At 46.5% G+C, this 25,566-nt stretch carries 26 protein-coding genes; 22 read left to right on the top strand and 4 right to left on the bottom strand.

Annotated elements, in window-relative coordinates; genetic code table 11:
• Positions 1-14: 14 nt before the first annotated feature.
• From KNO95_RS05770 to KNO95_RS05755, 4 genes are all read left to right on the top strand, one after another.
• Positions 15-1,367, top strand: a complete 1,353-nt coding sequence (locus KNO95_RS05770) for a DnaD domain protein (protein WP_214701794.1) — start codon at positions 15-17, stop codon at positions 1,365-1,367.
• Positions 1,368-1,371: 4 nt separating this feature from the next.
• Positions 1,372-2,286: a primosomal protein DnaI gene (gene dnaI, locus KNO95_RS05765; RefSeq protein ID WP_214699128.1), complete on the top strand. Its 915-nt coding sequence runs from the start codon at positions 1,372-1,374 to the stop codon at positions 2,284-2,286.
• A gap of 299 nt (positions 2,287-2,585) precedes the next feature.
• Entirely contained in the window at positions 2,586-4,529 is a 1,944-nt protein-coding gene (gene thrS / locus KNO95_RS05760) for a threonine--tRNA ligase (RefSeq protein ID WP_026825622.1), read from the top strand.
• Positions 4,530-4,632: 103 nt separating this feature from the next.
• Entirely contained in the window at positions 4,633-5,505 is an 873-nt protein-coding gene (locus KNO95_RS05755; protein WP_214699121.1) for a DUF1002 domain-containing protein, read from the top strand.
• A 30-nt stretch (positions 5,506-5,535) separates the two neighbouring features.
• Here the strand turns inward: KNO95_RS05755 and KNO95_RS05750 are convergent, their stop codons facing one another.
• Positions 5,536-5,745: a hypothetical protein gene (locus KNO95_RS05750; protein WP_026825624.1), complete on the bottom strand. Its 210-nt coding sequence runs from the start codon at positions 5,743-5,745 to the stop codon at positions 5,536-5,538.
• Positions 5,746-6,086: 341 nt separating this feature from the next.
• Between KNO95_RS05750 and infC the strand changes: the two genes are divergently transcribed.
• The 9 genes from infC to pheT all read left to right on the top strand — a co-directional run bounded on the left by infC (position 6,087) and on the right by pheT (position 13,639).
• Positions 6,087-6,617 carry a translation initiation factor IF-3 gene (gene infC / locus KNO95_RS05745; RefSeq protein ID WP_034770961.1) on the top strand — a complete coding sequence of 177 codons (531 nt, stop codon included), beginning with the start codon at positions 6,087-6,089 and terminating at the stop codon, positions 6,615-6,617.
• A 30-nt stretch (positions 6,618-6,647) separates the two neighbouring features.
• Positions 6,648-6,842 carry a 50S ribosomal protein L35 gene (gene rpmI / locus KNO95_RS05740; RefSeq protein WP_012726697.1) on the top strand — a complete coding sequence of 65 codons (195 nt, stop codon included), beginning with the start codon at positions 6,648-6,650 and terminating at the stop codon, positions 6,840-6,842.
• A 28-nt stretch (positions 6,843-6,870) separates the two neighbouring features.
• On the top strand, positions 6,871-7,230 hold the full coding sequence (gene rplT / locus KNO95_RS05735) for a 50S ribosomal protein L20 (protein ID WP_012726696.1): 360 nt from the start codon (positions 6,871-6,873) through the stop codon (positions 7,228-7,230).
• Between the two features lie 86 nt (positions 7,231-7,316).
• Positions 7,317-7,571 (top strand): hypothetical protein, encoded by a 255-nt coding sequence (locus KNO95_RS05730; protein WP_214699119.1) that lies wholly within the window; start codon positions 7,317-7,319, stop codon positions 7,569-7,571.
• A 24-nt stretch (positions 7,572-7,595) separates the two neighbouring features.
• Positions 7,596-8,078, top strand: a complete 483-nt coding sequence (locus KNO95_RS05725; RefSeq protein ID WP_214701796.1) for a dUTP diphosphatase — start codon at positions 7,596-7,598, stop codon at positions 8,076-8,078.
• 19 nt (positions 8,079-8,097) lie between these two features.
• Positions 8,098-9,177 (top strand): M42 family metallopeptidase, encoded by a 1,080-nt coding sequence (locus tag KNO95_RS05720; RefSeq protein WP_214878457.1) that lies wholly within the window; start codon positions 8,098-8,100, stop codon positions 9,175-9,177.
• A 1-nt stretch (position 9,178) separates the two neighbouring features.
• Entirely contained in the window at positions 9,179-9,925 is a 747-nt protein-coding gene (locus KNO95_RS05715; protein WP_026825629.1) for a TrmH family RNA methyltransferase, read from the top strand.
• A 303-nt stretch (positions 9,926-10,228) separates the two neighbouring features.
• Positions 10,229-11,251 (top strand): phenylalanine--tRNA ligase subunit alpha, encoded by a 1,023-nt coding sequence (pheS, locus tag KNO95_RS05710; protein WP_026825630.1) that lies wholly within the window; start codon positions 10,229-10,231, stop codon positions 11,249-11,251.
• Between the two features lie 12 nt (positions 11,252-11,263).
• On the top strand, positions 11,264-13,639 hold the full coding sequence (gene pheT / locus KNO95_RS05705; protein WP_214878455.1) for a phenylalanine--tRNA ligase subunit beta: 2,376 nt from the start codon (positions 11,264-11,266) through the stop codon (positions 13,637-13,639).
• 82 nt (positions 13,640-13,721) lie between these two features.
• On the opposite strand, the gene KNO95_RS05700 is transcribed toward pheT, so the two are convergent.
• On the bottom strand, positions 13,722-14,534 hold the full coding sequence (locus KNO95_RS05700) for an alpha/beta fold hydrolase (protein WP_026825632.1): 813 nt from the start codon (positions 14,532-14,534) through the stop codon (positions 13,722-13,724).
• A gap of 71 nt (positions 14,535-14,605) precedes the next feature.
• Complete coding sequence (gene rnhC, locus KNO95_RS05695; protein ID WP_251129261.1) at positions 14,606-15,520, bottom strand: ribonuclease HIII; 915 nt, start codon at positions 15,518-15,520, stop codon at positions 14,606-14,608.
• Positions 15,521-15,639: 119 nt separating this feature from the next.
• On the opposite strand from rnhC, the gene KNO95_RS05690 reads away from it, so the two are divergent.
• From KNO95_RS05690 to KNO95_RS05660, 7 genes are all read left to right on the top strand, one after another.
• Positions 15,640-16,038 carry a hypothetical protein gene (locus tag KNO95_RS05690; RefSeq protein WP_026825634.1) on the top strand — a complete coding sequence of 133 codons (399 nt, stop codon included), beginning with the start codon at positions 15,640-15,642 and terminating at the stop codon, positions 16,036-16,038.
• Positions 16,038-16,559, top strand: coding sequence for an NfeD family protein (locus KNO95_RS05685; protein ID WP_026825635.1), 522 nt, complete (start codon positions 16,038-16,040; stop codon positions 16,557-16,559). Before KNO95_RS05690 ends, KNO95_RS05685 begins: the two co-directional genes overlap by 1 nt.
• 3 nt (positions 16,560-16,562) lie before the next feature.
• On the top strand, positions 16,563-18,083 hold the full coding sequence (locus tag KNO95_RS05680; protein ID WP_026825636.1) for a flotillin lipid rafts scaffold protein FloT: 1,521 nt from the start codon (positions 16,563-16,565) through the stop codon (positions 18,081-18,083).
• A gap of 130 nt (positions 18,084-18,213) precedes the next feature.
• The gene (locus KNO95_RS05675) at positions 18,214-19,182 is read left to right on the top strand and encodes a BMP family lipoprotein (RefSeq protein WP_214699096.1); all 969 of its coding nucleotides are present in this window, start codon (positions 18,214-18,216) and stop codon (positions 19,180-19,182) included.
• A complete protein-coding gene (locus KNO95_RS05670) occupies positions 19,182-20,825 on the top strand; it encodes a methyl-accepting chemotaxis protein (RefSeq protein ID WP_214701804.1) in 1,644 nt (547 codons plus the stop codon). The genes KNO95_RS05675 and KNO95_RS05670 overlap by 1 nt, the downstream gene beginning before the upstream one ends.
• A 249-nt stretch (positions 20,826-21,074) precedes the next feature.
• Entirely contained in the window at positions 21,075-21,650 is a 576-nt protein-coding gene (locus KNO95_RS05665) for a helix-hairpin-helix domain-containing protein (protein ID WP_214699093.1), read from the top strand.
• A gap of 1 nt (position 21,651) precedes the next feature.
• Positions 21,652-23,769 carry a DNA internalization-related competence protein ComEC/Rec2 gene (locus tag KNO95_RS05660; RefSeq protein ID WP_214701806.1) on the top strand — a complete coding sequence of 706 codons (2,118 nt, stop codon included), beginning with the start codon at positions 21,652-21,654 and terminating at the stop codon, positions 23,767-23,769.
• 61 nt (positions 23,770-23,830) lie between these two features.
• On the opposite strand, the gene KNO95_RS05655 is transcribed toward KNO95_RS05660, so the two are convergent.
• Complete coding sequence (locus KNO95_RS05655) at positions 23,831-23,995, bottom strand: YqzM family protein (RefSeq protein WP_012726678.1); 165 nt, start codon at positions 23,993-23,995, stop codon at positions 23,831-23,833.
• 90 nt (positions 23,996-24,085) lie between these two features.
• Between KNO95_RS05655 and holA the strand changes: the two genes are divergently transcribed.
• Entirely contained in the window at positions 24,086-25,096 is a 1,011-nt protein-coding gene (gene holA, locus KNO95_RS05650; RefSeq protein WP_353047583.1) for a DNA polymerase III subunit delta, read from the top strand.
• Between the two features lie 9 nt (positions 25,097-25,105).
• The gene (locus KNO95_RS05645) at positions 25,106-25,543 is read left to right on the top strand and encodes a GNAT family N-acetyltransferase (RefSeq protein ID WP_026825642.1); all 438 of its coding nucleotides are present in this window, start codon (positions 25,106-25,108) and stop codon (positions 25,541-25,543) included.
• Positions 25,544-25,566 lie beyond the last annotated feature (23 nt).

Below are 25,566 nucleotides of genomic sequence, written 5' to 3'. Positions count from 1 at the left end.
CAAGGGAGAGAGCCATGGAGAAAGAACGTACAATTTTTGGGACAGACGAACTATTGATTATGAGTACGGGTCTTGTCGACCGTGAATCGTATCAGTCCCTCTATCACCTATATCAACCGGTTATCGGGGTGAAGGCGCTCGCGCTTTATCAGACGCTATGGAGCGAATTGAAGCCCGGTAAAATGAAATCGAACTATATGTCACACAGTGCATTGTGTGAGATGTTAGAGTACTCAATCAATGAATTGACCGATAGTTTATTCCGGCTAGAAGCAATCGGATTAGTACGTACCTACAAAACGAAAGATGCCCGATTAACTCAATACGTTTATCAGTTGCGAGTTCCGCTCGCACCGCACACGTTTTTAAATGATGGGCTGTTATCAAGCTTCCTTTTTTATAAAGTTGGAGAAGTGCGTTTTAAGCAACTGCAAGGACGTTTTACAATCGACCCATTGCCGGCCGGTATCGTCGAGGTGACGAAAGACTTCAATGAAGTGTTCGACGTCAAAGGAGTCAATCACCGGGCGTTCACTCAAAAAAATTACGAAAAACCGGATCGTGCGAAGATTGAAATTAACTATTCGTTCGATATGGGCATTGTGAAAAAACTGACGAATTTCCCAGTTGGCTTTTTTACAAAAAAATTAGATGAAACAATTACGAAACTTGCGTATGTTTCTCAACTCGATGAAGAGACGATGGCTGAGATGTTGAAAGAATATTTTGTCCACGAAGCATATCTTCCGCTCAGTGAACAAGAAAAACGGGACGGCTGTCGTCAAATGGTATTGCAGCTGAAGAAGAAACAGACCCGTCACCGAAAAGAGAAAACGGTGGAACTTGAGGAGACGAAGCTTGGGGATCTTCATGACCCAGAGGTGATGGAGTCCGCGCACCCTCATCAATACGTGTCTACTTTACGAAAGACGCCACAACTCTCTAAAAGTGATGAGCAGTTAGTCATCGAACTTGTCGATACACTCGGTCTCGCTCCGGGTGTCATCAACGCGCTCTTCTATTATTGCATTGAAGTGAAGAAGCAGACTCGTCTGAACGAGAACTACGTCCTTCGCATTGGGACAAGCTGGAAGACAGCAGGCTATACGAATGCGAAAGAAGCGTTAGAGCGTGAAGAGACACAAGATGCACTGATTGAGAAGAAACAGCAAAAACGAGAAAATGGGCAACGAACGACTGTTGGGTCACGTCGTAAGAACCACCAAGGAGACATGCCGAAGTGGCTCGAGGATGAAGCGAAACAACAACGGTCTTACGATCAGGCAAGGAAGAAGGAACTCGAATCGTCCGTCCCAGATGATGCGGAGCTTGTGAAACTATTGAATGAATTGAAAGAGAAGGGGTGAGGGGATGGAACGAATCAACCAGTCGCTGTCTCAGTTGATGAATCGAAAAGAAGTACGTGAGGCGTATGAGTCGATTCGCAAACGAACTTTAAATCACCCGGGTGTGATTGCCTTTTTAAACGCTCATCCTGAGTTAGAGGAGAAAGCGATTGAAATCGGATTCACGAAACTGAGTGAGTATGCTGAACAGATGGATGGCAAAACGTTCATCGACGAACAGGCTGTCATCCCGGGTCATCAACCTGTGCTTTATGTCGATTTAGGGCAGATCGCGATTCGTTATGAAGAAACGGTCGCCCATCGGCAAGCAAGACGACAAAAGGAGATGGACCGGAAGTTTAAGAGTTTATTTTTGCCGGAGGAAGTGCGCGAGGCGAGCTTCGAATCATTTGATTGGGCAGATGATGCACGTAAAATCGCACTTCGTGAAGCCATGCGCTTCGTAACGGGAATGAAGTCGGGACAAAAAGTGAACGGCCTCTATCTACATGGAAGCTTCGGCGTAGGAAAAACGTATCTACTCGCAGCAATCGCCAACGAGTTGAAAGTGGCGGATGTCGAGACGATTTTGGTCCACGCCCCTGGCTTTGTATCAGAAGCGAAACGGAAAATCCGCACAGACTCGTTCGATTCGTTTTTAACATCGTTTCAACATGTTCCTGTTTTGTTGATTGATGATATCGGGGCTGAGGCGATTAGTCCTTGGGTACGTGATGAGCTGTTTGGGATCATTCTTCAATATCGAATGATGCATCGATTACCGACGCTCTATAGTTCGAATTTTAGTGGAGAAGAACTTGAAACACATTTTTCAATCGATGGGTCCGCGCAAAATAAAATGAAGGCGCAGCGTCTCATGCAACGGATTTCAACGACGACGACCCAAATTGAACTAAAGGGTGAAAATCGCCGTCGGTAAAGGATTGTATTTATTGGCCGAGTTGACTATACTAAGAACCATATAAGTGATGCATAGAAGAGGATATGAATCATTGAGACGAGTTTTAGCGAGGGAAGGGCGGTGCAAGCTTCCTAACGACGACGATGTATTTACTCCCTCCGAGCACCGTACGGGCTAATCGTGCGGCGATTCACACTCGTTATCGTGTGTTCGAGCCAAGCATATTGCTTGGGAACGAGGGTGGTACCACGAGAATCAAAGCTCGTCCCTTTTTGAGGGATGGGCTTTTTTTATATTCTTTTTTGAGAGGGGACAAGATGTACATGATTCAATTAGCATTTCCAGATGGCGCCGTAAAGGAGTTTGAGGCCGGTATCACAGCAGAAGACGTCGCAGGCTCAATCAGCCCAGGACTTCGTAAAAAAGCAATCGCAGCAAAGATTGACGGGAAACTCATTGATTACCGTCGCCCGATTGAACATGACGGAAAAATCGAACTCGTCATGCCAGATTCAGAAGATGGGCTCGATTTGATGCGTCACTCTTCAGCACACTTGATGGCACAGGCAATCAAGCGTCTGTATGGGGAAGACAACAATATCTATTTTGGAATCGGTCCAACAATTGAGAACGGATTCTATTACGATATCGAAATGGACCGTCGAATCAACGAGGAAGACCTTCCTGAGATTGAAAAAATGATGAAACGCATCGTCGATGAAAACTTAGAGATTACACGTGAAGTTGTCTCTCGCGATGAGGCGCTCGCTCGTTATAAAGAGCTCGGAGATCCACTTAAGATCGAATTGATTGAAGACATTCCAGCTGAGGAGACACTCACAATTTATCATCAAGGTGAATTCTTCGACCTTTGCCGAGGGCCACACGTCCCATCGACTTCGAAGTTGAAAATCTTTAAATTGATGAGCGTGGCCGGTGCATACTGGCGTGGTGACTCTGACAACAAGATGCTACAGCGTATTTATGGAACGGCTTGGGCGACGAAAGAACAACTCGCAGAACACTTGCGTCTTCTTGAAGAAGCGAAAGAGCGCGATCATCGTAAACTCGGAAAGGAACTCGACCTTTTCTTCGTCTCACAAGAAGTAGGTCAAGGTCTTCCAATGTGGCTTCCGAAAGGAGCAGCGATTCGCCGTACGGTTGAACGCTATATCGTCGATAAAGAACTTGAACTCGGATATCAACACGTGTACACGCCGGTTCTCGGTTCGGTAGACTTGTATAAGACTTCTGGGCACTGGGACCACTACCAAGATGACATGTTCCCGAAAATGGAGATGGACAACGAAGAACTCGTCCTTCGTCCGATGAACTGCCCGCATCATATGACGATCTACAAACACGAGCCACGTTCGTACCGTGAACTCCCACTCCGTATCGCTGAGCTCGGGGGAATGCACCGTTATGAGATGTCTGGAGCACTCACAGGATTACAACGTGTCCGTTACATGGTCTTGAATGATGGGCATACGTTTGTCACACCAGAACAGATGAAACAGGAGTTTAAAGACATCGTTCATTTGATTCAAGAAGTATATGCTGATTTCGGTATTAAAGATTATCGTTTCCGTCTCTCGTATCGCGATCCCGCCGATAAAGAGAAGTACTTCGATAACGATGCGATTTGGGAGATGGCGCAGAGCCAATTGAAAGAGACGATGGACGAGCTTGAGCTTCCGTACTTCGAGGCAGAAGGAGAAGCGGCATTCTACGGACCGAAACTTGATGTACAAGTACGTACGGCGCTCGGGAAGGAAGAGACACTCTCGACTGTCCAACTCGACTTCTTACTTCCAGAACGTTTTGATTTAACGTACACTGGTCCGGACGGGAAAGACCACCGTCCGATCGTATTGCACCGGGGTGTCGTCTCGACGATGGAACGTTTTGTTGCATACTTGATTGAAGAATACAAAGGTGCATTCCCAACGTGGCTTGCACCGGTTCAAGTGAAATTGATTCCTGTCTCGCATGTTCACGACGAATACGTCGCTGAAGTGAAGGCAGAACTCGTCAAACGTGGCGTCCGTGTCGAAACGGATCTCCGTGACGAAAAACTCGGCTATAAGATTCGCGAAGCACAAATGAAGAAGATTCCGATGACGCTCGTTCTTGGAGACAAAGAGCGTGATGAACGTGCGGTCAACATTCGCCGCTACGGTCAGCAGGAACAAGTTTCTGCGTCACTTGATGAATTCATCGCATCGCTCACAGAAGAGATTGCGAATCGTTCACGCTAAGTGAGGGACCACCTTTCCAACCAGAAAGGTGGTTTTTTTCGGTCTATAGACGGATGTGTATTTGGTCATCTACACGTATCGTAAACATAAGGAGTGATAATTGATGAATTATATGAAGCCGGTATTGGCACTTACCATCGGGACCATCGTCTTTACGGGTGCGCTTCCGAAAGTCGGGGCGGAAGCGATCGTCAACGACACGATTGTGACGCTTGGTGAATCTTTATCTTCAGAACAAGAGAAATGGGTACTTGAGCGCATGGAAGCACCAGAAGGAATCGAACCGATTATCGCGACTGCCGCGGATGAAGAGAAATATTTAGGAGACTCCGTCCCACAGGCGCAACGTGGGGGCGGCATGTATTCTTCGGCCCGAATCAAATTGACAGATGGGACCGGCCTCGATATTCAAACGGAGAATGTGACGTGGGTCACGAAAGATATGTATGCGAACGCCCTTGTCACAGCTGGTGTAACGGATGCGGATATCTATATCACGTCGCCAATTAACGTGACGGGTACGTCCGCATTGACAGGAATCATGAAGGCGTATGACCAAACTGCGGCCGAAACGGGGATCAAATTGTCTGATGAACGAAAAGAGCTCGCGCAAGAAGAACTTGCGGTCACGTCTGAAATCGGTAAGACGGTCGGTCAAGAGGATGTGGCCGGTCTCATGAATGACATTAAGGCTGAAATCGCGAACCAAATGCCGGAGACCAATGTTGAGATTCGTGACATCGTCATTCAAGTATTGAATCAAAATAACGTTCAGCTATCTGAAGGGCAGCTCGATCAATTGACAACCCTGTTCGAGAATATGCAACAAGCAAATTTAGATTGGTCATCAATCAGTAATGGATTGAAAGATGCGGGACAAGACGTTCAGGCTTTCCTCGAGCAAGAAGAAGTAAAAGGATTCTTTGCTCGTTTGTTTGAGGCAATCAGTAACTTCTTCAAATCGCTCACGAACTAAAGGGTATTAAAAAAAGGGCGTTGCCCTTTTTTAATACCACCGTTTATGAATATAATTTTGTGCCGACTCGTGATCATCGACGATTTTCAATGTGATACGATTCATTTCTTCTAATAAGTCCGTTAATACAGCTTGCAATTTTTCGTCCTCTAAGCCGTGTGCTTGCATTGTTTTACTGACAATCTGCTGAACTTGCTCGTGATAGTCATGTTCTCGCGAGACGTCTTTTCGCCAATTCATGTAAATCCCTCCTTTGATATTTGATTATTCCCTTTGAAAAGGTATTGCGAAACGAGAGAATGACTGGTATCATCATAAAAGTGTGAGCTACCAATTATTCATGCGCGACATCTTGACATCTTTTCCTGCTAGTGCTAAGATGACATAGTGATTAAAAACAACAAAGTAGAAGCACCCGCTTTTCACCTCGTCTGAGAGTCATCAGGCAGGTCCATCAAGTTCTTGGTTCATTCGGCGTCGTGTGCCGTTTTATGACCTCAACTGATGTGTGGGTGGGAAACTGCCGACGCTTTTTTTATTGCCATGTTGTCTTGTCAATCTAAATCTCGTGCAATTGCACGATGGAGGTGCTAACCATTAGCAAAGAGCTCTTTATCAACGAAAACATTCGTGCCCGTGAAGTACGTCTCATTGGCGCAGACGGTGCACAACTCGGTGTACAATCACGTAACGATGCGTTACGTTTAGCTGAAGAAGCGGAACTAGACTTGGTCTTAGTCGCGGATAAAGCAAATCCACCGGTCGCTAAAATTATGGATTACGGGAAGTACCGTTTCGAACTCCAGAAAAAGGAGAAAGAAGCGCGTAAAAACCAAAAAGTTATCCAAATGAAAGAAGTACGTCTCAGTCCAACAATCGAGGACAACGATTTCCAAACAAAATTGCGTAACGCACGCAAGTTCCTTGAAAAAGGAAATAAAGTGAAGGCTTCGATTCGTTTCCGCGGACGTGCCATCACACACTCGGAAATCGGGAAACGTGTTTTGGACAAAATGGCAGTGGAATGTGCCGATTTGGCAACAGTTGAACAAAAGCCGAAGATGGAAGGACGCAGCATGTTCTTAGTGCTGGCTCCGAACAAAGAAGATTAATCATCGATTCTCAGTGGGGAGGAAATACTCATGCCGAAAATGAAATCGCACCGCGGTGCTTCAAAACGTTTCAAACGTACAGCATCAGGTAAACTCAAGCGTTCACACGCTTACACTAGTCACTTGTTCGCGAACAAATCGACTAAAGCGAAACGTAAGCTCCGTAAAGGCGCTATCGTATCAGCTGGAGACTTCAAACGCATTCGCAACATGATCGCGAAGTAATACAGAAACAATTTAGGAGGGAATCCATATGCCACGCGTAAAAGGCGGTTATACGACTCGTCAACGTCGTAAAAAGCAAATTAAACTTGCCAAAGGATACTTTGGTTCGAAACACATTCTATTTAAAGTAGCAAAACAACAGGTCATGAAATCACTCATGTACGCTTACCGTGACCGTCGTCAAAAGAAACGTGATTTCCGTCGTCTTTGGATCACACGTATCAATGCGGCAGCACGTACAAACGGTCTCTCATACAGCCGTATGATGCACGGCCTCAAGCTTGCAGGAATCGACATCAACCGTAAGATGCTTGCTGAGCTTGCTGTGACAGATGCACAGGCATTCGCGTCACTCGCTGAAACAGCTAAATCAAAATTGAACGCGTAATCGTTCAATCGACAGCGCCGAGACACTCTCTCGGCGCTTTCTTTTTTCTTAAAAATTTTTTAGAATGAAGAGAAGGAGGAACGTTTATGAATCAATCGATTGTGGCAATCGTTGCAATTGCGCTCATCGTCTTGAACATATACACCTATATCCAAGCCAAACGGTATACGCACGGCAATGGCGATTTCAACGTACTATACGCTTATGCGGGAGGAGCCATTGGTGCCTTGTTCGGTCTTCATTTGACTCGCAAAAAGACTGTTCATGCCCCAAAATTGCTCCAATTACAAGTATTGATTTTAGCGGTGGGCTGGTCTTTAATGATTTTAGTACTGCTATAAGTTGAAATAGGGGAGGAACATCCGGTGAACTGGACAACATTGTTTGATCGACAGCGCGAATTAGACGAGCGGATCAAAGAACAACATGGATTAACCGGTAATCAATTCGATGAACGGTTAGTGGCGCTGCTTGTCGAGCTCGGTGAACTGGCTAACGAAACACGTAGCTTTAAGTTTTGGTCGAAGAAAGGACCGTCGCCTCAAGATGTGATCTTAGAAGAATATGTGGACGGTATTCATTTCTTATTATCACTTGGACTTGCGCTCGGATATGAACGAGACGTCTTTCCTGCAGGAAGCTCATATCTTGATGCGACTGATGCTTTTTTAGATATTTATCGAAAAGTGACGAACTTTGGTCTTTCGAAAACAGAAGCCATGTACGAGACGCTGATGGCAGCTTATCTTGAACTTGGTTATACACTCGGTTTTAATGAGCAACTCATATTAATGGCGTACATGAATAAAAACGAAGTAAACCATGAGCGACAAAATCAAGGATATTAATATAAAGGAGCGGATGGGTATGAATGAATCGTTACATATGTTAAAGCGTTTGACGGATGCGACGGGAGTCCCGGGAAATGAGGGGGAAGTTCGTCAATTGATGCGTGAATACCTCGAGCCGCATGTCGAGTCGTTTGAACAGGATGGGCTCGGCAGTCTGTTTGGACAAGTGACAGGAGACGCTGAAGGTCCGCGTGTCATGATTGCGGGTCATATGGATGAAGTCGGCTTTATGGTGACGCGTGTGGAAGAAGGCGGTTTCCTTCGTTTCCAGGCGCTCGGTGGCTGGTGGAACCAAGTTCTCTTAGCACAGCGAATGAATGTCGTGACACGTGCTGGTGAAAAAATTCCAGGAGTGATCGGTGCGAAACCACCGCATGTGCTTCCGCCTGAAGCACGTAAAAAGCCGGTTGAAATCAAAGATATGTTCTTAGACATCGGAGCAACGTCTAAAGACGAAGTAGCTGAATGGGGAATTCGTCCGGGTGACACAGTCGTTCCACATTGTGAATTCACAGTCATGAAAAATGAAAACTTCTTGATGGCAAAAGCATGGGATAACCGCATTGGATGCGCGATTGCGATTGAAGCTGCGAAACGGTTGAAAGAAGAATCGTTCCCAGGTGTCGTCTATACAGGGGCAACCGTACAAGAAGAAGTCGGATTACGTGGAGCCGTAACGGCGGCTAACTTGATTCAACCAGATGTAGCAATCGCAGTCGATACGGGCATTCCAAGTGATACGCCAGGAATGACGCAAGCAGAAGGCTTATCAAAACTTGGTGACGGGGTTCAAGTCATCTTCTTTGATGCGACTACTATAACGAACCCACGCCTTGTCGATCTCATCGTTGACGTGGCCAAAGAGCAAGACATTAAGTATCAATTGGACTTAACGCCAGGTGGCGGAACGGATGCTGGGCGATTCCACCTTTCTGGAATCGGGATGCCAGCCATCGCATTGACAGTGCCGGTCCGCTATTTACACACGAACGTGTCAATCATCCATCAAGATGATTACGAGGCAGCCGTACAACTCGTCGTCGCATTGACGAAACGTTTAGACCACGAGACGGTCCAATGGTTGAAAGAGGGATAATATGACGAAGATTACGTCTACGAAGAGCGAGACGATTAAGCGATTAAAACGACTCATGACAAAAAAGGGTCGTCAAGAAACGGGTCAATTCCTTGTAGAAGGAGAACATTTAGTAGATGAGGCCATTCGTGCCGGTCGACTCGTTCAACTCATCATGGCTGAGTCGTATGCACCAAAAGGAACGTGGCGACTAGAAGATATGCCGGTTCTCGAGTTATCCGATCACGTCGCCGACCTTCTTTCAGAAACGGAGAAGACACAAGGTGTGTTTGCCGTTGTCAAGATGACACCGGTTGAACGGAAGATGAAGAAAGTACTCGTATTAGACCGAGTACAAGACCCGGGTAATCTCGGTACGATGATTCGGACGGCAGATGCTGCCGGGTTCGATACGGTGTTACTCGGGAAAGGGACGGTCGATCCGTTCAACGCTAAAGTTGTACGCGCCACACAAGGGTCCTTGTTTCACGTGAACGTGACCTCGGTCGACTTGCTTGAAAAATTGCCCGAGCTGAAAGAGGATGGATTCCACGTATATGGGACAGCCCTCTCAAAAGCGACATCGTATGAACAAGTTGCATTCGAAGACAAGGTGGCCCTAGTCATCGGGAACGAGGCGCAAGGTGTGCACAATGATGTGTTGTCACTCTGTGACACCCGTGTGCATATTCCGGTGCTCGGTGACGCAGAATCGCTCAATGCAGCGGTCGCTGCCGGTATTTTAATGTATCGCATCGCGTTACAATAATCTTGTCAGCGCGTGAAAAACGTGATAGGTTAAACACATCGATGAATAGGATATGACGTTGAAAGAACATAGTAAGCGAATGACCGATTCCGTTCAGGGAGCAATGGCCGTGACTGAGAGCCTTTGCCGGATTCGTCGCTGAATTCACTCTGGAGTCGTGTTGGAGACAACACCGGTTTGGCATCACGATATCGATGCTGTTCAAGTGGGCCATGAATTGGCCAAGTAGGGTGGTACCGCGATGATTCGTCCCTTCAGTCAACGACTGAAGGGACTTTTTTATGTAGAGGAGGAAGCAAACACATGAAAGAACAATTAGAACAGTTACAGGTGGAAGCGTTAGAAGAAATCAAACAGGCATCCACACAAAAATCATTAAATGATGTCCGTATCAAGTATTTAGGTAAAAAAGGACCGATGACTGAGGTACTTCGTGGTATGGGCAAGTTATCTGCTGAGGAACGTCCTGTCATCGGTGAGTTGGCCAATACAGTTCGTACAGCGATTCAAAGCACACTAGATGCTCGAATTGAAGAAGTGAAGGCGATTGAACTCGAAGAGAAACTAAAAGCGGAAACGCTTGACGTAACACTTCCAGGGCGTACATCGACTCCTGGACAAAGTCATCTCTTACAACAAATCATCGACGAAATGGAAGACTTGTTCGTTGGACTCGGGTATACAATCGCAGAAGGTCCTGAAGTCGAGACAGATCTTTACAATTTTGAAATGCTCAATTTACCAAAAGACCACCCGGCACGAGACATGCAAGACTCGTTCTACATCACGGAGGAGACGTTGCTCCGTACCCATACGTCACCTGTGCAGGCTCGGACGATGTTAGAGGCGAACGGGAAGCCAATTCGTATCATTTGCCCAGGCAAAGTGTATCGTCGTGATGAGGACGATGCGACGCATTCGCATCAGTTCATGCAAATCGAAGGACTCGTTGTCGATGAATCCATCTCGATGGCAGATTTAAAAGGGACGCTTGAAGTATTCGTGAAGCAGTTATTCGGTGAAGCGCGCGAGATTCGTCTCCGTCCGAGCTTCTTCCCGTTCACGGAACCATCGGTCGAAGTGGATATCTCTTGCTTCAAATGTGGTGGGAAAGGCTGTAACGTCTGTAAAGGAACCGGATGGATTGAAATTCTTGGAGGCGGGATGGTCCACCCACATGTACTAGAGATGGCCGGCTATGACTCATCAATTGTGTCAGGATTCGCATTCGGAATCGGGGTTGAGCGTATGGCGATGCTCAAACACGGTGTCGATGACATCCGCCATTTCTACACAAATGACTTACGTTTTATCGAGCAATTCTAAGGAGGAAGACAGATGTTACTTTCAAAAAAATGGTTGAATCAATATATTGATGTATCCGATTTAAGCGGAGAAGCGCTCGGTGACTTGATCACGAAGAACGGGATTGAAGTCGAAAGTGTGACGAATCGCGGAGAGGGACTTTCTGGTATCGTCGTCGGTCGTGTCCTTTCATGTGAGAAACATCCAGAAGCAGATAAATTAAATGTGACGAAAGTAGACATCGGGGAATGTGACCCTGTTCAAATCGTCTGCGGTGCACCGAACGTACGCGAAGAGCAACATGTGATCGTGGCCAAAATTGGCGCGCGCTTACCAGGACTTAAAATAAAAAAAGCCAAACTTCGTGGTGTCGAATCACAAGGGATGATTTGTTCACTCGAGGAGCTTGGATTCGAGAAGAAACAAATTCGGGAAGACGAGCAGGACGGGATTCATACATTCCGTGAATCTGTACAAGTCGGTGCGGATGTACTCGATTTACTAGACTTGAACGATGAGGTCATCGAACTCGGTTTGACTCCGAACCGTTCAGATTGCTTGAGCCTTTATGGAATCATTCATGAGGTTGCGGCCATCTTGGAACGTCCATACACGTTGCCGACAGCAGATGTCACATCGTCATCACCATCTGATGTGTCCATCGAACTCGCTACACCGAACTGTCCTTACTATGCAGCTCGTGAAGTGAAAGGAGTAACGATTTCAGAATCGCCACAATGGCTAAAAAACATCTTGATTGCAGAAGGTGTCCGTCCAATCAACAACATTGTCGATGTGACGAACTATGTGATGCTTGAAATCGGGCAGCCGCTTCACGCATTCGATGCGAAAAAACTCGGCAACTCGATTGTGGTCCGTCAAGCTGAAAATGGAGAAGAGATAATCACACTTGACGACGTGACACGCACGCTTGATTCATCGATGATGGTCATCACGGACGGGCAAGCCCCGGTCGCAATCGCAGGCGTCATGGGTGGTGCCAACACAGAAGTGGATGCCAAAACGACAGATATCGTCCTAGAGTCAGCATACTTTGATCCGGCATCCGTTCGTAAGACAAGCCGTACGCTCGGTCTTCGTTCAGATTCAAGTGCTCGCTTCGAAAAAGGGATAGACCCAGAACGTGTCATGCTCGCGCTTGACCGCGCTGCGCAATTGATTGTGGAACTCAGTGGAGGGACCATTCAAGATGCGGTACGTTCGGGTGAAGCAGAATCACGTGCCCGCCAAATCGAAGTGTCGATTGACTATATCAATAAGCGCTTAGGAATGTCACTCGATCGTCAGACGATTGTTCAAATCCTGGAGCGTCTCGGTCTCACGACAGAAGGGGATGACGTGTTGACGGTTCACATTCCTTCACGTCGTCCGGACTTAGAACTTCCGGCTGACATTACAGAAGAAGTGGCGCGTCTATACGGATATGATAGTCTCCCGTCGACGTTACCTGCCTCTCAATCGAAAGGCTACTTGCCAGCAATCAACGGATTGCGCAGACAGACACGTCGCTTGTTGCAAGGTGTCGGCTTATCACAAGCCATCACTTACTCGTTAACGAGTGAGGCACATGCGACACGCTTCGGAGGAGAAGCCAGTCAGCTTGTTCGTCTGGCGATGCCGATGAGTGAAGAGCGCTCTGTCCTTCGTACGTCGCTCGTTCCAGGGTTGTTGGAGACGGCACGTTATAACACGGCGCGTCAACAATCGAACGTCGCACTGTACGAGACGGGACGAGTCTACACGGAGCATGGCGATACGTTACCGCGTGAAAAAGAAAGAGTGGCTGGCGTTGTCACAGGTCTTTGGATGGACCATCGTTCGCAAGGAACACGGGTCCCGGTTGACTATTTCGTCGCAAAAGGGATTGTCGATACGTTAGTCCAAACGCTTCGCCTTGATGTCACGTATGAGGCCGTAGCGATGCCCGATATGCACCCAGGCCGTACGGCGAACATCTTGATGAACGGAGAGGTCATCGGATATGTTGGACAAGTACATCCAGGAACTTCGAAAGACGTCTACGGTATGAAAGAAGTGTATGTATTCGAACTCGACCTGTTAGCACTTCGCGGGGACGAAACGCTTCTTTATCAAGACGTACCACGGTATCCATCGATTTCACGAGACTTGGCACTCGTCTTACCACGTGCGATTCCGGCTGGGACAGTGGAACAAACGATCCGCCAAGCGGCTGGGCCACTCTTGATTGACCTCGTCTTGTTTGACGTTTATACAGGTGAGAATGTTGGAGAGGATGAGAAGTCGATTGCCTTCTCACTCAAGTTCCAAGACCCGTCAAGAACGTTACAAGACGAAGAAGTAACGGCAACATATGAAACGATCGTTGAGGCAGTACGTGCTGAGCACGGGGCTGAACTACGAGCATAAAAAATAAGGAGCGTTGTCCACATGTGACAACGCTCCTTATTTTATTGGATTTCGAGTGCGAGGTTACCGAACTTCGTCCATATTAGCTCATTTTTAACGAGAGTGCTTGAATCTGATCATCGATAAAGTTCATCGACAATGTATTGAATTGATCGGGCTGATCTACGTTTACGACATGTCCAGAATCTGTGACAATCTCAACATTTGCCGTAGGCTGATGTTTTGCCGTTCGTTCGACAGCTTCGAGGAACATATAATCCTCGTCCCCCATTATATACAGAATCGGTACGTTCGTTTGTATCGATGTGAACTGATTCAATAATGGGTTGATATTTTCCGTCATCTTGAACCAACGGATAAATTCACGCTGACACAAGTTCGCTGCGTCGCGAACGAACATCATCCGTGATTTTTTATGACGTTTTTTAGGAAGTAAAATCCACGCAAATAACTTGTATAACCACATATAAGGGACGAAATTTTGGACAAGACTGCCGAGACGGATGAGCATCGTGGAGCGGACATTGAATTTGACGATCGCTCCTCCGAGGATGACTGATGCGATGCGATCCGGATAATGTTCGAACATCGCTTGAATCACAATCGTCCCTAAAGAGAGACCGACCATGTGACCTTTCTCGATATCTAAGTGGTCCATGACTTCGATTACGTCTTTTGCAACGACATCAAATGTATAGGCGTTCAAGGGTTGATTAAGCGATTGTTCCTCATCATAAGAACCACCATGACCACGCAAATCGACGAGTAACACATTATATTTTTTACGGAATGGGCGAAGTTGACGATACCAATGTGACAAACTTCCACCGGCGCCGTGTATGAAGATGACCCAAGGATGGTCATCACTAATCGTATAGGTTTTATAATGCAACATGAACGCTATCCTCCAAAAATTTTAAGTTCATTTAACCGTAAAATGAGTATATCATATTTGATGCTGTACCTCTACAAGCGACGTTCGTTCAAGTTGATTGCTTTTTTTGTATTTGCAAAATGGACTTTGGCAATCTTTTGTAAATAGTCTTGACCATGATGATGGATGATTTTTGCGGCCACTTGATCGACTTTGGCGCCTGCTCCTTTTGGGAGAGTGACACCGACTTGTTTACTTAACTTGTCCATCTCTTTTAAGAAGAATGCACGAGCTAAAATCGAAGCGGCTGCGACCGATACGTGAAGACCTTCAGCTTTCGTTGAAAAGTAAACATCATCGCGAACGACATCGTGTTCTGATCGCAGGTGTTGATAGTAAACCGGTTTTTCAGCAAACTGGTCGATTAAAATGGCATCAGGTTTTTGTTCGAGTTTTTCAATCAATGTATGAAGCGCAGCATTATGGGCAATTGCGGTTATCTTCCCTTGCGTCATTGTCCGTTGCATCTTGTTGTAGGTTGAATTATGAAGCGTAGCTTTCTGATAAGGAATCGTGGCGTGCAAATCTCTAGCGATGCGGACAATTTCCAGGTCAGATAACTGTTTCGAGTCTTTGACACCGAGTTCTTTCACGAGAGCGATTTGATTGCGTGAGACAAATGCTGACACGACCACGAGCGGTCCGAAATAATCTCCTTTTCCGACTTCATCGCTTCCGATGACTGACCAATCTGAAAATCCTTCAGGCAATATCGTGTTTGGTGCGGATGCTTTTTTCTTCTCGGCTGGCGTTCCCCATTTGACTGCCTCGGTCTCAGCATCTTTTCCTTGGAACATCACTTTACCCGACTGGTAAATCGTCACAACAAATCCGGGTGTCTTTGCACTGAATGTCGCATATGGTGGTGGCGTGACAGCATACTTATGATACAGATTTTTTAATTTTTCTTGTGATGCGGTTGATAGTTTAATGACTTGGTTGCCCAAAATGAGCACTTCCTTTCTTCCTGGCAAATTCATTTTACATTTTTTTATGTTTTTTTGAAACCGAAGATGAAGTTTTATCGTATATGAAAGTGATTAGAGAAAAGTGAGGTGAGGTGGACGTGTGGTGGCGCGATGACACGCATCAAGATGAGGTAGAGGAATTATACAAGCACATTCTCGAACTCGAGGCGAGGATTGCTAAATTAGTGGCTCATCAAGTGAGAGTGCGTCGGCTACTGATGCAAGATTCTTCTGAGGACGTGACGGAACAAGTTATTCAAGTTCAAAAAGAAGTTGAATATTTTTTAAACATGATGCGACTTGAACGTCAAGAACTTGTCGACCTTTACAATCGACGACGTATTGAACGGTCCATCGGTCGGGCTCGGGAAGCGAACGACTTATCCACGTCACCGCTTTCAGAGTGGGATGCGATTGAAGATAAGCTCGCACTAGAAGTCGAACAACTTCGGCGTGTGTTGATGATGGAACGAAGACGTCGACAGGAGGAGTGGTAATGGAAGCAATCGATCAACTGTATTGGTGGGTGTTGATCATCGCTGGTTTTGGAACCTTTATTTACATGTTGTTCTCCGATGCGTTCGATATGTTTGAGGGATGGTTTAACCCTGCGGTTATCTTATCTTTCTTGGCGCTTGGAGCAGGAATCGGACTTATTTTAAATGCTTTGGCGCATGTCTCTCCGATGATTGGACTCGCTGTCGCGTTAGTTGGATCTTTCGCATTGACAACGCTGCTTTACTTGTTTGTCCTGTTACCACTATCAAATGCTGAAGAATCAATCGGTTTGACGGATGAGGCATTAATTGGACGAGTCGGTCGACTGACTGTCCCTATTCCTGAAGGGGGATACGGCGAAGTCATGATTGAGACGGTGACTGGATCTCTTTTGAAGACAGCCCAAAGTATGGACGGGACAACGATTTCGACTGATCATCGAGTAGTCATCATTGAAGTGAAAGGCAATATTGCAATCGTCATGATATATGACGAACCTACGATTCGAGAGGAGAAATAACACATGAATACGGCTATTTTAGTCAGCATCATCGTCGGGGTCATCATCCTCGCACTCGTGTTTGTATTCGTATTGAAATATCGCACAGTCGGACCTGATGAAGCTTTGATTGTAACAGGTAGTTATTTAGGCAAAAAAAATGTACATAGTGACGCATCCGGAAATCGTGTCAAAATTATTCGCGGTGGCGGTACTTTCGTCCTTCCCGTATTCCAACAAGCAGAACCACTCAGCTTGCTCTCGAGCAAATTAGAAGTCACGACACCTGAAGTATACACAGAACAAGGTGTACCGGTCATGGCGGATGGGACAGCCATCATTAAAATCGGCGGTTCAATCAGTGAAATTGCGACAGCGGCTGAACAGTTCCTCGGTAAACCTAAAATTGAACGTGAGAACGAAGCGCGAGAAGTACTTGAAGGACATTTACGTTCGATTTTAGGGTCAATGACGGTCGAAGAGATTTATAAAAATCGTGACAAGTTCTCTCAAGAAGTGCAACGCGTTGCATCACAAGATTTGGCGAAGATGGGATTGATCATCGTATCGTTTACCATCAAAGATGTTCGAGATAAGAACGGTTATTTAGAATCACTCGGAAAGCCTCGTATTGCACAAGTAAAGCGTGATGCCGATATCGCGACAGCGGAAGCGGACAAAGAGACGCGTATCAAACAGGCGGAAGCCATGAAAGATGCGAAGAAGGCAGAGCTCGAGCGCGCGTCTGAAATTGCTGAGGCAGAAAAAGAAAACCAGCTCCGGATTGCGGCTTACCGTCGTGAACAAGACGTCGCCAAAGCTAGGGCCGACCAGGCGTATGAGCTTGAAGAAGCACGTGCGAAACAAGAAGTTACTGAACAACAGATGCAAGTTCAAATCATCGAGCGTCAAAAACAAATCGAGCTCGAAGAGAAGGAAATTATGCGTCGTGAGAAGCAATACGATTCAGAAGTGAAGAAAAAAGCCGATGCGGACCGTTACTCGATCGAACAATCAGCAGCTGCGGATAAAGCGCGTCAAATCGCAGGCGCCGATGCAGAAAAATATCGCATTGAAGCCCAAGCGAAAGCGGACGCTGAACGTGTTCGGTTGGCCGGTCTTGCTGAAGCCGATTCGGAACGTGCGAAAGGTGAAGCGGAAGCTGAAATTATTCGCTTGACCGGTCTTGCTGAAGCGGAAGCGAAAGAGAAAATTGCCGAAGCCTTCTCTCAATACGGACAAGCTGCAATCCTCGATATGGTCGTCAAGATGCTTCCTGACTATGCGAAGGAGATTGCTGCGCCACTTGGTAACATCGATCAAATCACAGTCGTCGATACAGGCGGTGGTCAGAATGGTGGTGCTGGGAAAGTGACAGGATATGCTACCGATCTTATGGCATCGCTACAACAAACATTAAAAGCATCATCGGGCATCGATATGAAAGACTTGCTCGAAAACTTTGCCGGAAAAGGGAACGTTGCGAAGACACCAGTATCTGAGCAAGGGTTAGTCGATTCAACAGTCGCTGCATCAAAAGAATAAACAACATGAGTCATGGACAATGTCTATGGCTCATTTTTATTCCCACAACTTTTAAAAAAAAGCATGGAGAACAAAGCCCTCTCGGTCGATATAAGAGTTGTCAGACCAATAGAGAGGGAGAATGGAATACATGAAGAAAAACATAATGTTTAGTACGATCATGGCGAGTGCACTCTGGTTATCCGGCTGTCAGTCGGTAATTGACGACCCGAATGCCACTGTAGAGGAACGTCAGTCGATGGGTGTCGTCTTATCTGATGTGGGTCTCGGGGACCAATCATTCAGTGATGCTGCGATGCGTGGTATGGGCGAGTTACGTGAAACGGGCGGTTGGTTCGTTGATTATCGTGAATTATCAGAGACAGAGACGTATCAAGTCGGGTTCGAAGAGCTGGTAAAAGAAGGACATGATGTGATCGTCGGTCTTGGCTTTGCTTGTCAGGAAGAGCTAGAAACGGTAGCGGCAGAGCATCCGAATCAACAATTTGCTCTCATCGATGGCGTGTCAGCACTTCCGAACGTCTTGAACATCACATTTGAAGAAGGTGAAGGCAGTACGCTTGCCGGCGCAGTTGCTGGTCTTGAGACAGAGTCTGAGACAATTGGTTTTATCGGTGGGATGGATATTGAACTCATTCAGAAATTTGAAGCAGGATTTGAACGTGGGGCGAAATCTGTGAACGAGGACGTTGAGATACTCGTTGATTTCTCAAATGATTTTGCTTCACCAGAACTCGGTCGTGAACTTGCCGAGAAACAGATTGAAGAAGGAGCAGACGTGCTCTATGCTGCGGCCGGGTTGACAGGTGTTGGCGTACTCGAGACAGCTGAAAAATATGGGGTTAAAGCAATCGGGGTCGATAGTGACCAATCCATGATTGCCCCCGATGCGGTCGTCACTTCGATGTTAAAGCAAGTCGATTTGGCGATTGTAGAAATCGCTGGTCGTGTTACCGAAAAACCATTTAATGACCATATCATTCTTGGGATTGAAGAAGGCGGCGTCGGATTAGCCCCACTTCGCCGCATTCAGTGGGATGAGAAAGAAGCATCCGAGTATGAATCGGTAGAACGTCAGTTGAAGGAGGGGACACTGTAATGAGTTTGCGTAAACGATTTATCTTTTCAACCGTGTTCACTGTCGTCTTGATCGTACTTATGATGACTTATGTCTTGTCGACCTTGAACCGTTTACAGACTTACAATGAACAGTATGGAAGTCAAATGATTGAATTGTCCCAGCTAGAGACGTCGCTCTTACAGGAACAGTCGCTCTGGACGTCACTCGGAGAGCAATCGAATCAATCTACACTTACACAACTTGAACGCATCCGTGTGACGAACGCGGAGACGTTTGAAGACTTGAAACAATCTTACTTGATTCCGGCATTTTCGAATCATTTAGACCGTGCAACCATGAAGTATGAGAAAGCGAACGAAGATGTGGAATCTGCCCTTGAAGGGGGCATCGCTGCCCGAATTCAGGCAGCAAAATTGGAAGGCTTATTAAATGATGTGAATACGTTGATTGCGAAGAACGGTTCATTTTATGAAGCACTTCAAGTTGAAGCAGCAGATGAGACTGAACGTCTATTGTTGATTTCTGTTCTCCTGACAATCCTTGTCATCTTAACGCTCGGGATTTATAACTTCTTCTTTGCTCGTTCGATCACTCGACCGCTCAAGCGTAACGTGAAAGTGGCGGAAGCCATCGCAGCGGGACGTCTCGTCACGTTGCCTGAGTCTACTCGCAATGATGAAATTGGACGTCTAGAGCGTGCGATGCGCGATATGACGGCGTCACTTCAAACGGTAATCGGCTCCATTCGTGTCACGTCTATGAAAGTGAATGGCATGACAGAAACAGCAGCTTCTGAAAATGAAGCGGTCGTCAGTACGACCTCGAACATTACAAACGCGGTTGATGAAATGGCACACGGTGCGCAATCCATCGCCAATGAATTGCAGGAAACGCTCAGTTCAGTTCACACGATGGCGACTTCGTTTGAGACGAGTTTGAATCAAACGAAACAGACGACTGAAGAAACGTCAGAAATGACACGTGAAGTAGCGACGGGGATTGATACATTAACCGATCAAGAACAGATCTTAGACCGTTCAAGTGAACGAAATGAAGTGCTTGTCACGCGTATGGATCACTTTGCAAGACAAACAGCAGAGATTGAAGCGATGGCGAAGCTTGTCGAAGATGTCGCGGCTCAGACGAACTTACTTGCCCTCAACGCGGCAATTGAAGCGGCCCGTGCAGGTGAAGCGGGACGAGGGTTTGCTGTTGTAGCAAGTGAAGTGAAGAAGTTGGCGGAAGAGAGTAATAAGGCGACCCGTTCGATTTTCCATGTCGTTGAGACAATCCAACAAGAAGTTGTTCGTTTGACAGAGACGGTGAATGAGTCGAAGCGTGAGCAGGAAGCGCAACTCGAAGCGTTTGGATTGACGAAAGAAGCGTTCAATCGCATCCATGAACGTACAGATCATGTCGCTTCATTTGTCCGTACGATTGAACAAGAGATGCTCACATCAAGTAACGAAGTAAACAATGTCTTACGTCGTGTCGAAGAAGTATCTGGCGTGACGGAAGAATTGGCGGCTGGTAACGAAGAAGTGGCAGCCTCGATGAAAGAGCAACAAGCGAGCTTCGATCAAATCTTTACGTTAATGCAAGAGTTAGAAGGACAAGCAGCAGCACTCGCTGACCAGGTTCAGCATTTCGAAGAAGAATAATCATCCGTATGCAGAAGGACCGAAGACCACTCATTGGTTTTCGGTTTTTTGTTGTCTCGAATGTTTCGGGTCCTTAATTTATTGTAGTAAGAAAATGGATGATTATCTTTCAGATTGTATGAAGGTCGGGTACATAGCAGGCAGTCAAACGACTTTGTTGAGAATAGATTAATATCGAGAACGGGAAAAGTGTAGTCACTCTGGATTCGGCATACTAGATTCAATAGTCGAAACAGGGGGAGAATCGTCTTGGAAAAGTGGAAGCAGGTCATCATCGGTGTTGTCGTCGTCCTGTTTTTAGGTGTTGGTTATTTATTTTATAATAAAGAATCAGAAGAACGTGTCGTCGATGAATTCGTTGTAGAATCAGAAGAAGTGGTTCCGTCTGAGACAGTAGAGCGATTAGAAATCGTCGTCTATGTCACAGGCGCGGTCGAGTCTCCGAACGTCTATACCGTGCCAGAAGGCGCAAGAGTCGGGGATGTTCTCTCATTGGCAGTATTAACAGATGAAGCTGACCCGGAACAGTTAAACTTGGCGCAACTACTCGTGGACGGGGTGAAAATCATCGTACCGAAAAAAGGGGATGCCCCTGTTGCGCAAGAGGTACCAAGCACAGAGCTGGAACCAAATGGGGTACACGTGAATAGTGCCACGAAAGACGAGTTAATGTCGGTCCCTGGAATTGGTCCTGCTAAAGCAGACGCGATTCTGAACCACCTGAAAGAGAATGGTCCATTTAAATCATACGAGGACTTAGGTAATGTGAAAGGATTTGGAGAGAAGACATTAGAAAGTATGAAACCTTACTTATTGGTACCATGAGATGCCGTTATTTCCACTATTTGCGGTATTGATGGTGATCGGATTGACTGAAGGAGTCTACATCGTCACAATCGTCTCCGGTGTGTTATACGTTGCGTCACGAGGCGGACAACATCTGTACGCGAAACTCGGTGTTATTCTCTTCGTCCTGATTGCATGGTTGCACGCCGATACAGCGGAATGGACACCGACAGACAAAGTGGTGTTTTCGATTGAAAGTCGTAAAGAGAACGGGAAAACGACCCGATTATATGGGAACGTGGCAACTCATCAAGGTGTGTTGCGGGGGAGAGATCTCTCTATTGGTAGACCTGGTGAGACTTGTCTCGTAGAAATTGAACACGAACCGTTTCAGCCGCTACGGAACATCGGAGGATTTGACGAACAGAAATTGGCGGCAAGCGCGAACTTATCCTTTAAAGGAAAGATCAAGCGAATCGACGAGTGCCGTCCGACAGCAGGGATGGACGGTTGGATGCTGAGGTGGAAAGAAAGACGTCTCCAACAGATTGAACAACAATATCGCGGTGATGTCGCGCTATACATAGAGGCCTTATTGTTCGGTGAGAGTCGGATGCTTGATGAACAAACCTCTTTTTCATATCGAGTGACGGGTCTCCTGCATCTTCTCGTCATTTCAGGTTCACACATTGCCCTGCTGATTGTTGCCCTTCAAACAATGTTTCGACCAATCCCGATTCGACGAGAGACGAAGACGATGTTGACTCTATTGACGATTACGGCGTTCGGATGGCTGACAGGCTTCTCACCACCGGTCGCAAGAGCTGTCCTCGTGGCAGATGTGTTGCTAATCCTTTCTTTATTTGGTGTATCGGTAAGGGACCCAATCCGCCTGCTAAGTTGGTGCGCGACCGCCATGCTTGCCTTTCAACCACACCTTCTCTCAAACTTAGGGTTTCAATTAACGGTAGGCATGACTTTTTTCTTATTAGTCACGAGAAAAATCTGGACTGGGTTGTTGGAATTGTCTGTATTCGCGCAGTTGTTTGGTTTATTGGTCCTCTGGCAAGTTCAACCGATTTTATCTATCGTTGCACCGTTATTAAATATCGTGATGGCTTTTTGTATATCATGGGTAATGATACCTCTGGCTCTCGTCAGCTGGTTGGTTCCGAAGACCGCCCCTTTGTTCATGAGTGTTTTGGATGCGATAAACGGGATTTTCTCAATCCACAATGCTGGTCGACTGTGGACGCCGTTGCACGAACTCACATTCCCGTACCAAGTCGTTTTATGGGTTGGGATATGGATAAGCTTCATTATCATCGAACAAAAACGATGCATTGGATGGATAGTGGCGATTATGACGTGTGGATTAGTCGCTGGATGGTCCGACTGGTCAGAGTCTCCACGGGTGACATTTTTAGATGTCGGTCAAGGCGATGCGATTGTTGTAGAATCAGGGGAAACAATCGGTGTAATTGATGTCGGTGGAGTATTCCAAGACCCGAATGAGCAAAAGCGAACGGTATATGACCCAGGGGCAGACGTTGTAGCTCCTTATATATGGAAGCGAGGAGAGCGGTCACTCGATTTCGTCATGCTTACCCATGCAGACCATGATCACATCGGTGGTTTAGAGGGGTTATTAAAGTTCGTCCATGTTAAGGAAATATGGTTATCGAAAGAAGTGGTGAATGCAGAGAAACGTGAAGAGATTCTTCGGTTAGCGGCAAACTATGGATCGTCCATCCGCTATCTCGAGGCAGGAGATCGACCAATGTCTTGGATGTGGATTGTTGCACCGGATAAACCACATGAAGACGAAAACAGTCATTCGATCAGCCTTTATATGAACGTAGGAGGCATGAAATATCTATTGACAGGTGATTTGCCGATTGAGGAAGAGGAAGCACTACCAAAACTCGACGTCGATGTATTTAAGTTAGGGCATCATGGGTCGAATACGTCTTCAGGCGAAGCGTTGCTTGCACGCACCAATCCGGAATGGGTAATCGCGAGCGTCGGAGCAAACAATCGCTATGGCCATCCACATGAGGAGACGTTACAAAGGCTTGCGGGGCGACGTTTATTACGAACTGACACAAATGGGATGATCGTCTGTGAAAAAAAGATGTGTCGGGGGATCATCGAGTAGCATGTGATTAAATGTGATACACTAAAAAACGATTGCTCCCCCGGGGCAATCGTTTGAAAACTTATAGGCTTAAGAATTTGATGATGACACCGATGAAGAAAATCGTAAAGAAAAATCCAAACGGGACGATGAAGCCGATCGCAGAGTCGATGGCGTCGTTACGTTTGCATTGAACGTCATTTTCAAACGGGTTTTCACTCGGTGGGCGAACTGAGTTAATTTGCATATTAGGTCCCTCCTTATCATACTTCCTTTATAAGTATAGCGAATCATGGGAAGATAATCTATGTTTAGATGAGAATAAATTGTGAAAGTGGTGTGTGTTTTGAATGAACCGTGGTTACATAATGGAAAACTGGCGAGCGTCTATGTTCTCCATGGCACCGAAAAATATTTGTTAGAGACGTGGGAACGTGAAATCATGAAGGCAGCCAACCCATCCGGTGATCAATTTGATGTCATGCAATTAGATCTTCAAGAGACGTCACTCGATACGGCACTTGATGAAGCGGAGACGGTCCCTTTCTTTAGTGAATATCGCACGGTTATCGTGAAAAATGCCCAGTTCTTGACGGGTACGAAAGAGAAGCAAAAGCAAAATGTTGATCGGCTGGCGGAATATGTTGTGCAACCGGCGACCTACTCAGTTCTTGTCTTGATCATCGAGTCGGAAAAACTCGATGAACGGAAGAAAATCGTGAAGCGTCTGAAAGAACGTGCCATCGTATTAGAAGCGAAAAAGCCGAGCCAAGCTGAATTGATGCGATACGTGAACGATGCTTTGAGTCGTGAACAACAAAAAATGGAGCGCGCGACAATGGAGCGACTTTTATTTTTATGTCAGGATGACTGGGGAAAATTAGTCCGAGAATTAGAGAAGCTACAATTGTATGCAGGGCCAGGAGCCATGATTCCGATTGATATCGTGAATGATTTGGTGCCAAGAACGCTAGAGGATAACGTGTTTCAGTTATCGGAGCTTCTCGTCAAACGTCGTGCCGATGCAGCACTTCGGTTAGTACGTGACTTAGAGAAGCAAGGGCAAGAGTTGATTGGACTTCTCGGCTTGTTGGCAAGACAATATCGAAACATGTACTTGGCGAAGCAGTTGACGGAAGCGGGGTACGGAGAGAAACAGATCGCATCAAAAATCGGTGCTCACCCGTACACCATCAAACTGGCGACACAAGCGAGCCGCGGCTTTTCTGAAGCGCAACTCGCCCAAGCCTTGACCTTGATCGCAGATGCGGACGAAGCGATGAAGACGGGTCGCGGCGACAAGCAAATCGTGTTCGATACGCTTGTTTGTCAGTTGGCTTTATTGTGAGGTGAGAAGATGGGATTCAAACAAGTAGCCATTGAGGATGTGATTCCGCTTCGGCATGTTGTGCTCAGACCAGGTAAAGGGATTGAGGCTTGTTATTTTGAAGGGGATGAAGCTTCGACGACTCGACATTTTGCTTGGGTGGTCGAAGGGCATGTACAGTCTGTTGCGACTGTCATGACGTCACCGAGACAAATTGATGGCGAATCGGTGCCGCTCCAGCTTCGCGGAATGGCGACAGATCCGTGTCTGGCAGGGCAAGGCATTGGCTCTCGTTTTTTACACGCTTTGCATGAAGAGTTAGATGACTCATGGTGGTGTAACGCCCGTGAAGTGGCCGTTCGTTTTTATGAGCGGAACGGTCTTGTGCGAATCGGAGAGGCGTTCGACATCCCTGGAATCGGTACACATTACGTCATGGTGTACAAAAAAACAGCCGGCTCCGGATAGGAGGCGGCTGTTTCGTGTGGTCT

The organism is Exiguobacterium sp. ERU653 (genome assembly GCF_018617775.1).
Classification (GTDB): Bacteria; Bacillota; Bacilli; order Exiguobacteriales; family Exiguobacteriaceae; genus Exiguobacterium; species Exiguobacterium marinum.
The sequence above is the reverse complement of the archived record's forward strand: the minus strand, read 5'-3'. Positions and strand labels throughout refer to the sequence as shown.

What these genes read in the sequence shown, in the direction of transcription:
- KNO95_RS05770 (WP_214701794.1), top strand. Translation starts at nt 15, where the DNA reads ATGGAGAAAGAACGTACAATTTTTGGGACAGACGAACTATTGATTATG.
- dnaI (WP_214699128.1), top strand. Translation starts at nt 1,372, where the DNA reads ATGGAACGAATCAACCAGTCGCTGTCTCAGTTGATGAATCGAAAAGAA.
- thrS (WP_026825622.1), top strand. Translation starts at nt 2,586, where the DNA reads ATGTACATGATTCAATTAGCATTTCCAGATGGCGCCGTAAAGGAGTTT.
- KNO95_RS05755 (WP_214699121.1), top strand. Translation starts at nt 4,633, where the DNA reads ATGAATTATATGAAGCCGGTATTGGCACTTACCATCGGGACCATCGTC.
- KNO95_RS05750 (WP_026825624.1), bottom strand. Translation starts at nt 5,745, where the DNA reads ATGAATTGGCGAAAAGACGTCTCGCGAGAACATGACTATCACGAGCAA.
- infC (WP_034770961.1), top strand. Translation starts at nt 6,087, where the DNA reads ATGGAGGTGCTAACCATTAGCAAAGAGCTCTTTATCAACGAAAACATT.
- rpmI (WP_012726697.1), top strand. Translation starts at nt 6,648, where the DNA reads ATGCCGAAAATGAAATCGCACCGCGGTGCTTCAAAACGTTTCAAACGT.
- rplT (WP_012726696.1), top strand. Translation starts at nt 6,871, where the DNA reads ATGCCACGCGTAAAAGGCGGTTATACGACTCGTCAACGTCGTAAAAAG.
- KNO95_RS05730 (WP_214699119.1), top strand. Translation starts at nt 7,317, where the DNA reads ATGAATCAATCGATTGTGGCAATCGTTGCAATTGCGCTCATCGTCTTG.
- KNO95_RS05720 (WP_214878457.1), top strand. Translation starts at nt 8,098, where the DNA reads ATGAATGAATCGTTACATATGTTAAAGCGTTTGACGGATGCGACGGGA.
- KNO95_RS05715 (WP_026825629.1), top strand. Translation starts at nt 9,179, where the DNA reads ATGACGAAGATTACGTCTACGAAGAGCGAGACGATTAAGCGATTAAAA.
- pheS (WP_026825630.1), top strand. Translation starts at nt 10,229, where the DNA reads ATGAAAGAACAATTAGAACAGTTACAGGTGGAAGCGTTAGAAGAAATC.
- pheT (WP_214878455.1), top strand. Translation starts at nt 11,264, where the DNA reads ATGTTACTTTCAAAAAAATGGTTGAATCAATATATTGATGTATCCGAT.
- KNO95_RS05700 (WP_026825632.1), bottom strand. Translation starts at nt 14,534, where the DNA reads ATGTTGCATTATAAAACCTATACGATTAGTGATGACCATCCTTGGGTC.
- KNO95_RS05685 (WP_026825635.1), top strand. Translation starts at nt 16,038, where the DNA reads ATGGAAGCAATCGATCAACTGTATTGGTGGGTGTTGATCATCGCTGGT.
- KNO95_RS05680 (WP_026825636.1), top strand. Translation starts at nt 16,563, where the DNA reads ATGAATACGGCTATTTTAGTCAGCATCATCGTCGGGGTCATCATCCTC.
- KNO95_RS05675 (WP_214699096.1), top strand. Translation starts at nt 18,214, where the DNA reads ATGAAGAAAAACATAATGTTTAGTACGATCATGGCGAGTGCACTCTGG.
- KNO95_RS05670 (WP_214701804.1), top strand. Translation starts at nt 19,182, where the DNA reads ATGAGTTTGCGTAAACGATTTATCTTTTCAACCGTGTTCACTGTCGTC.
- KNO95_RS05660 (WP_214701806.1), top strand. Translation starts at nt 21,652, where the DNA reads ATGCCGTTATTTCCACTATTTGCGGTATTGATGGTGATCGGATTGACT.
- KNO95_RS05655 (WP_012726678.1), bottom strand. Translation starts at nt 23,995, where the DNA reads ATGCAAATTAACTCAGTTCGCCCACCGAGTGAAAACCCGTTTGAAAAT.
- KNO95_RS05645 (WP_026825642.1), top strand. Translation starts at nt 25,106, where the DNA reads ATGGGATTCAAACAAGTAGCCATTGAGGATGTGATTCCGCTTCGGCAT.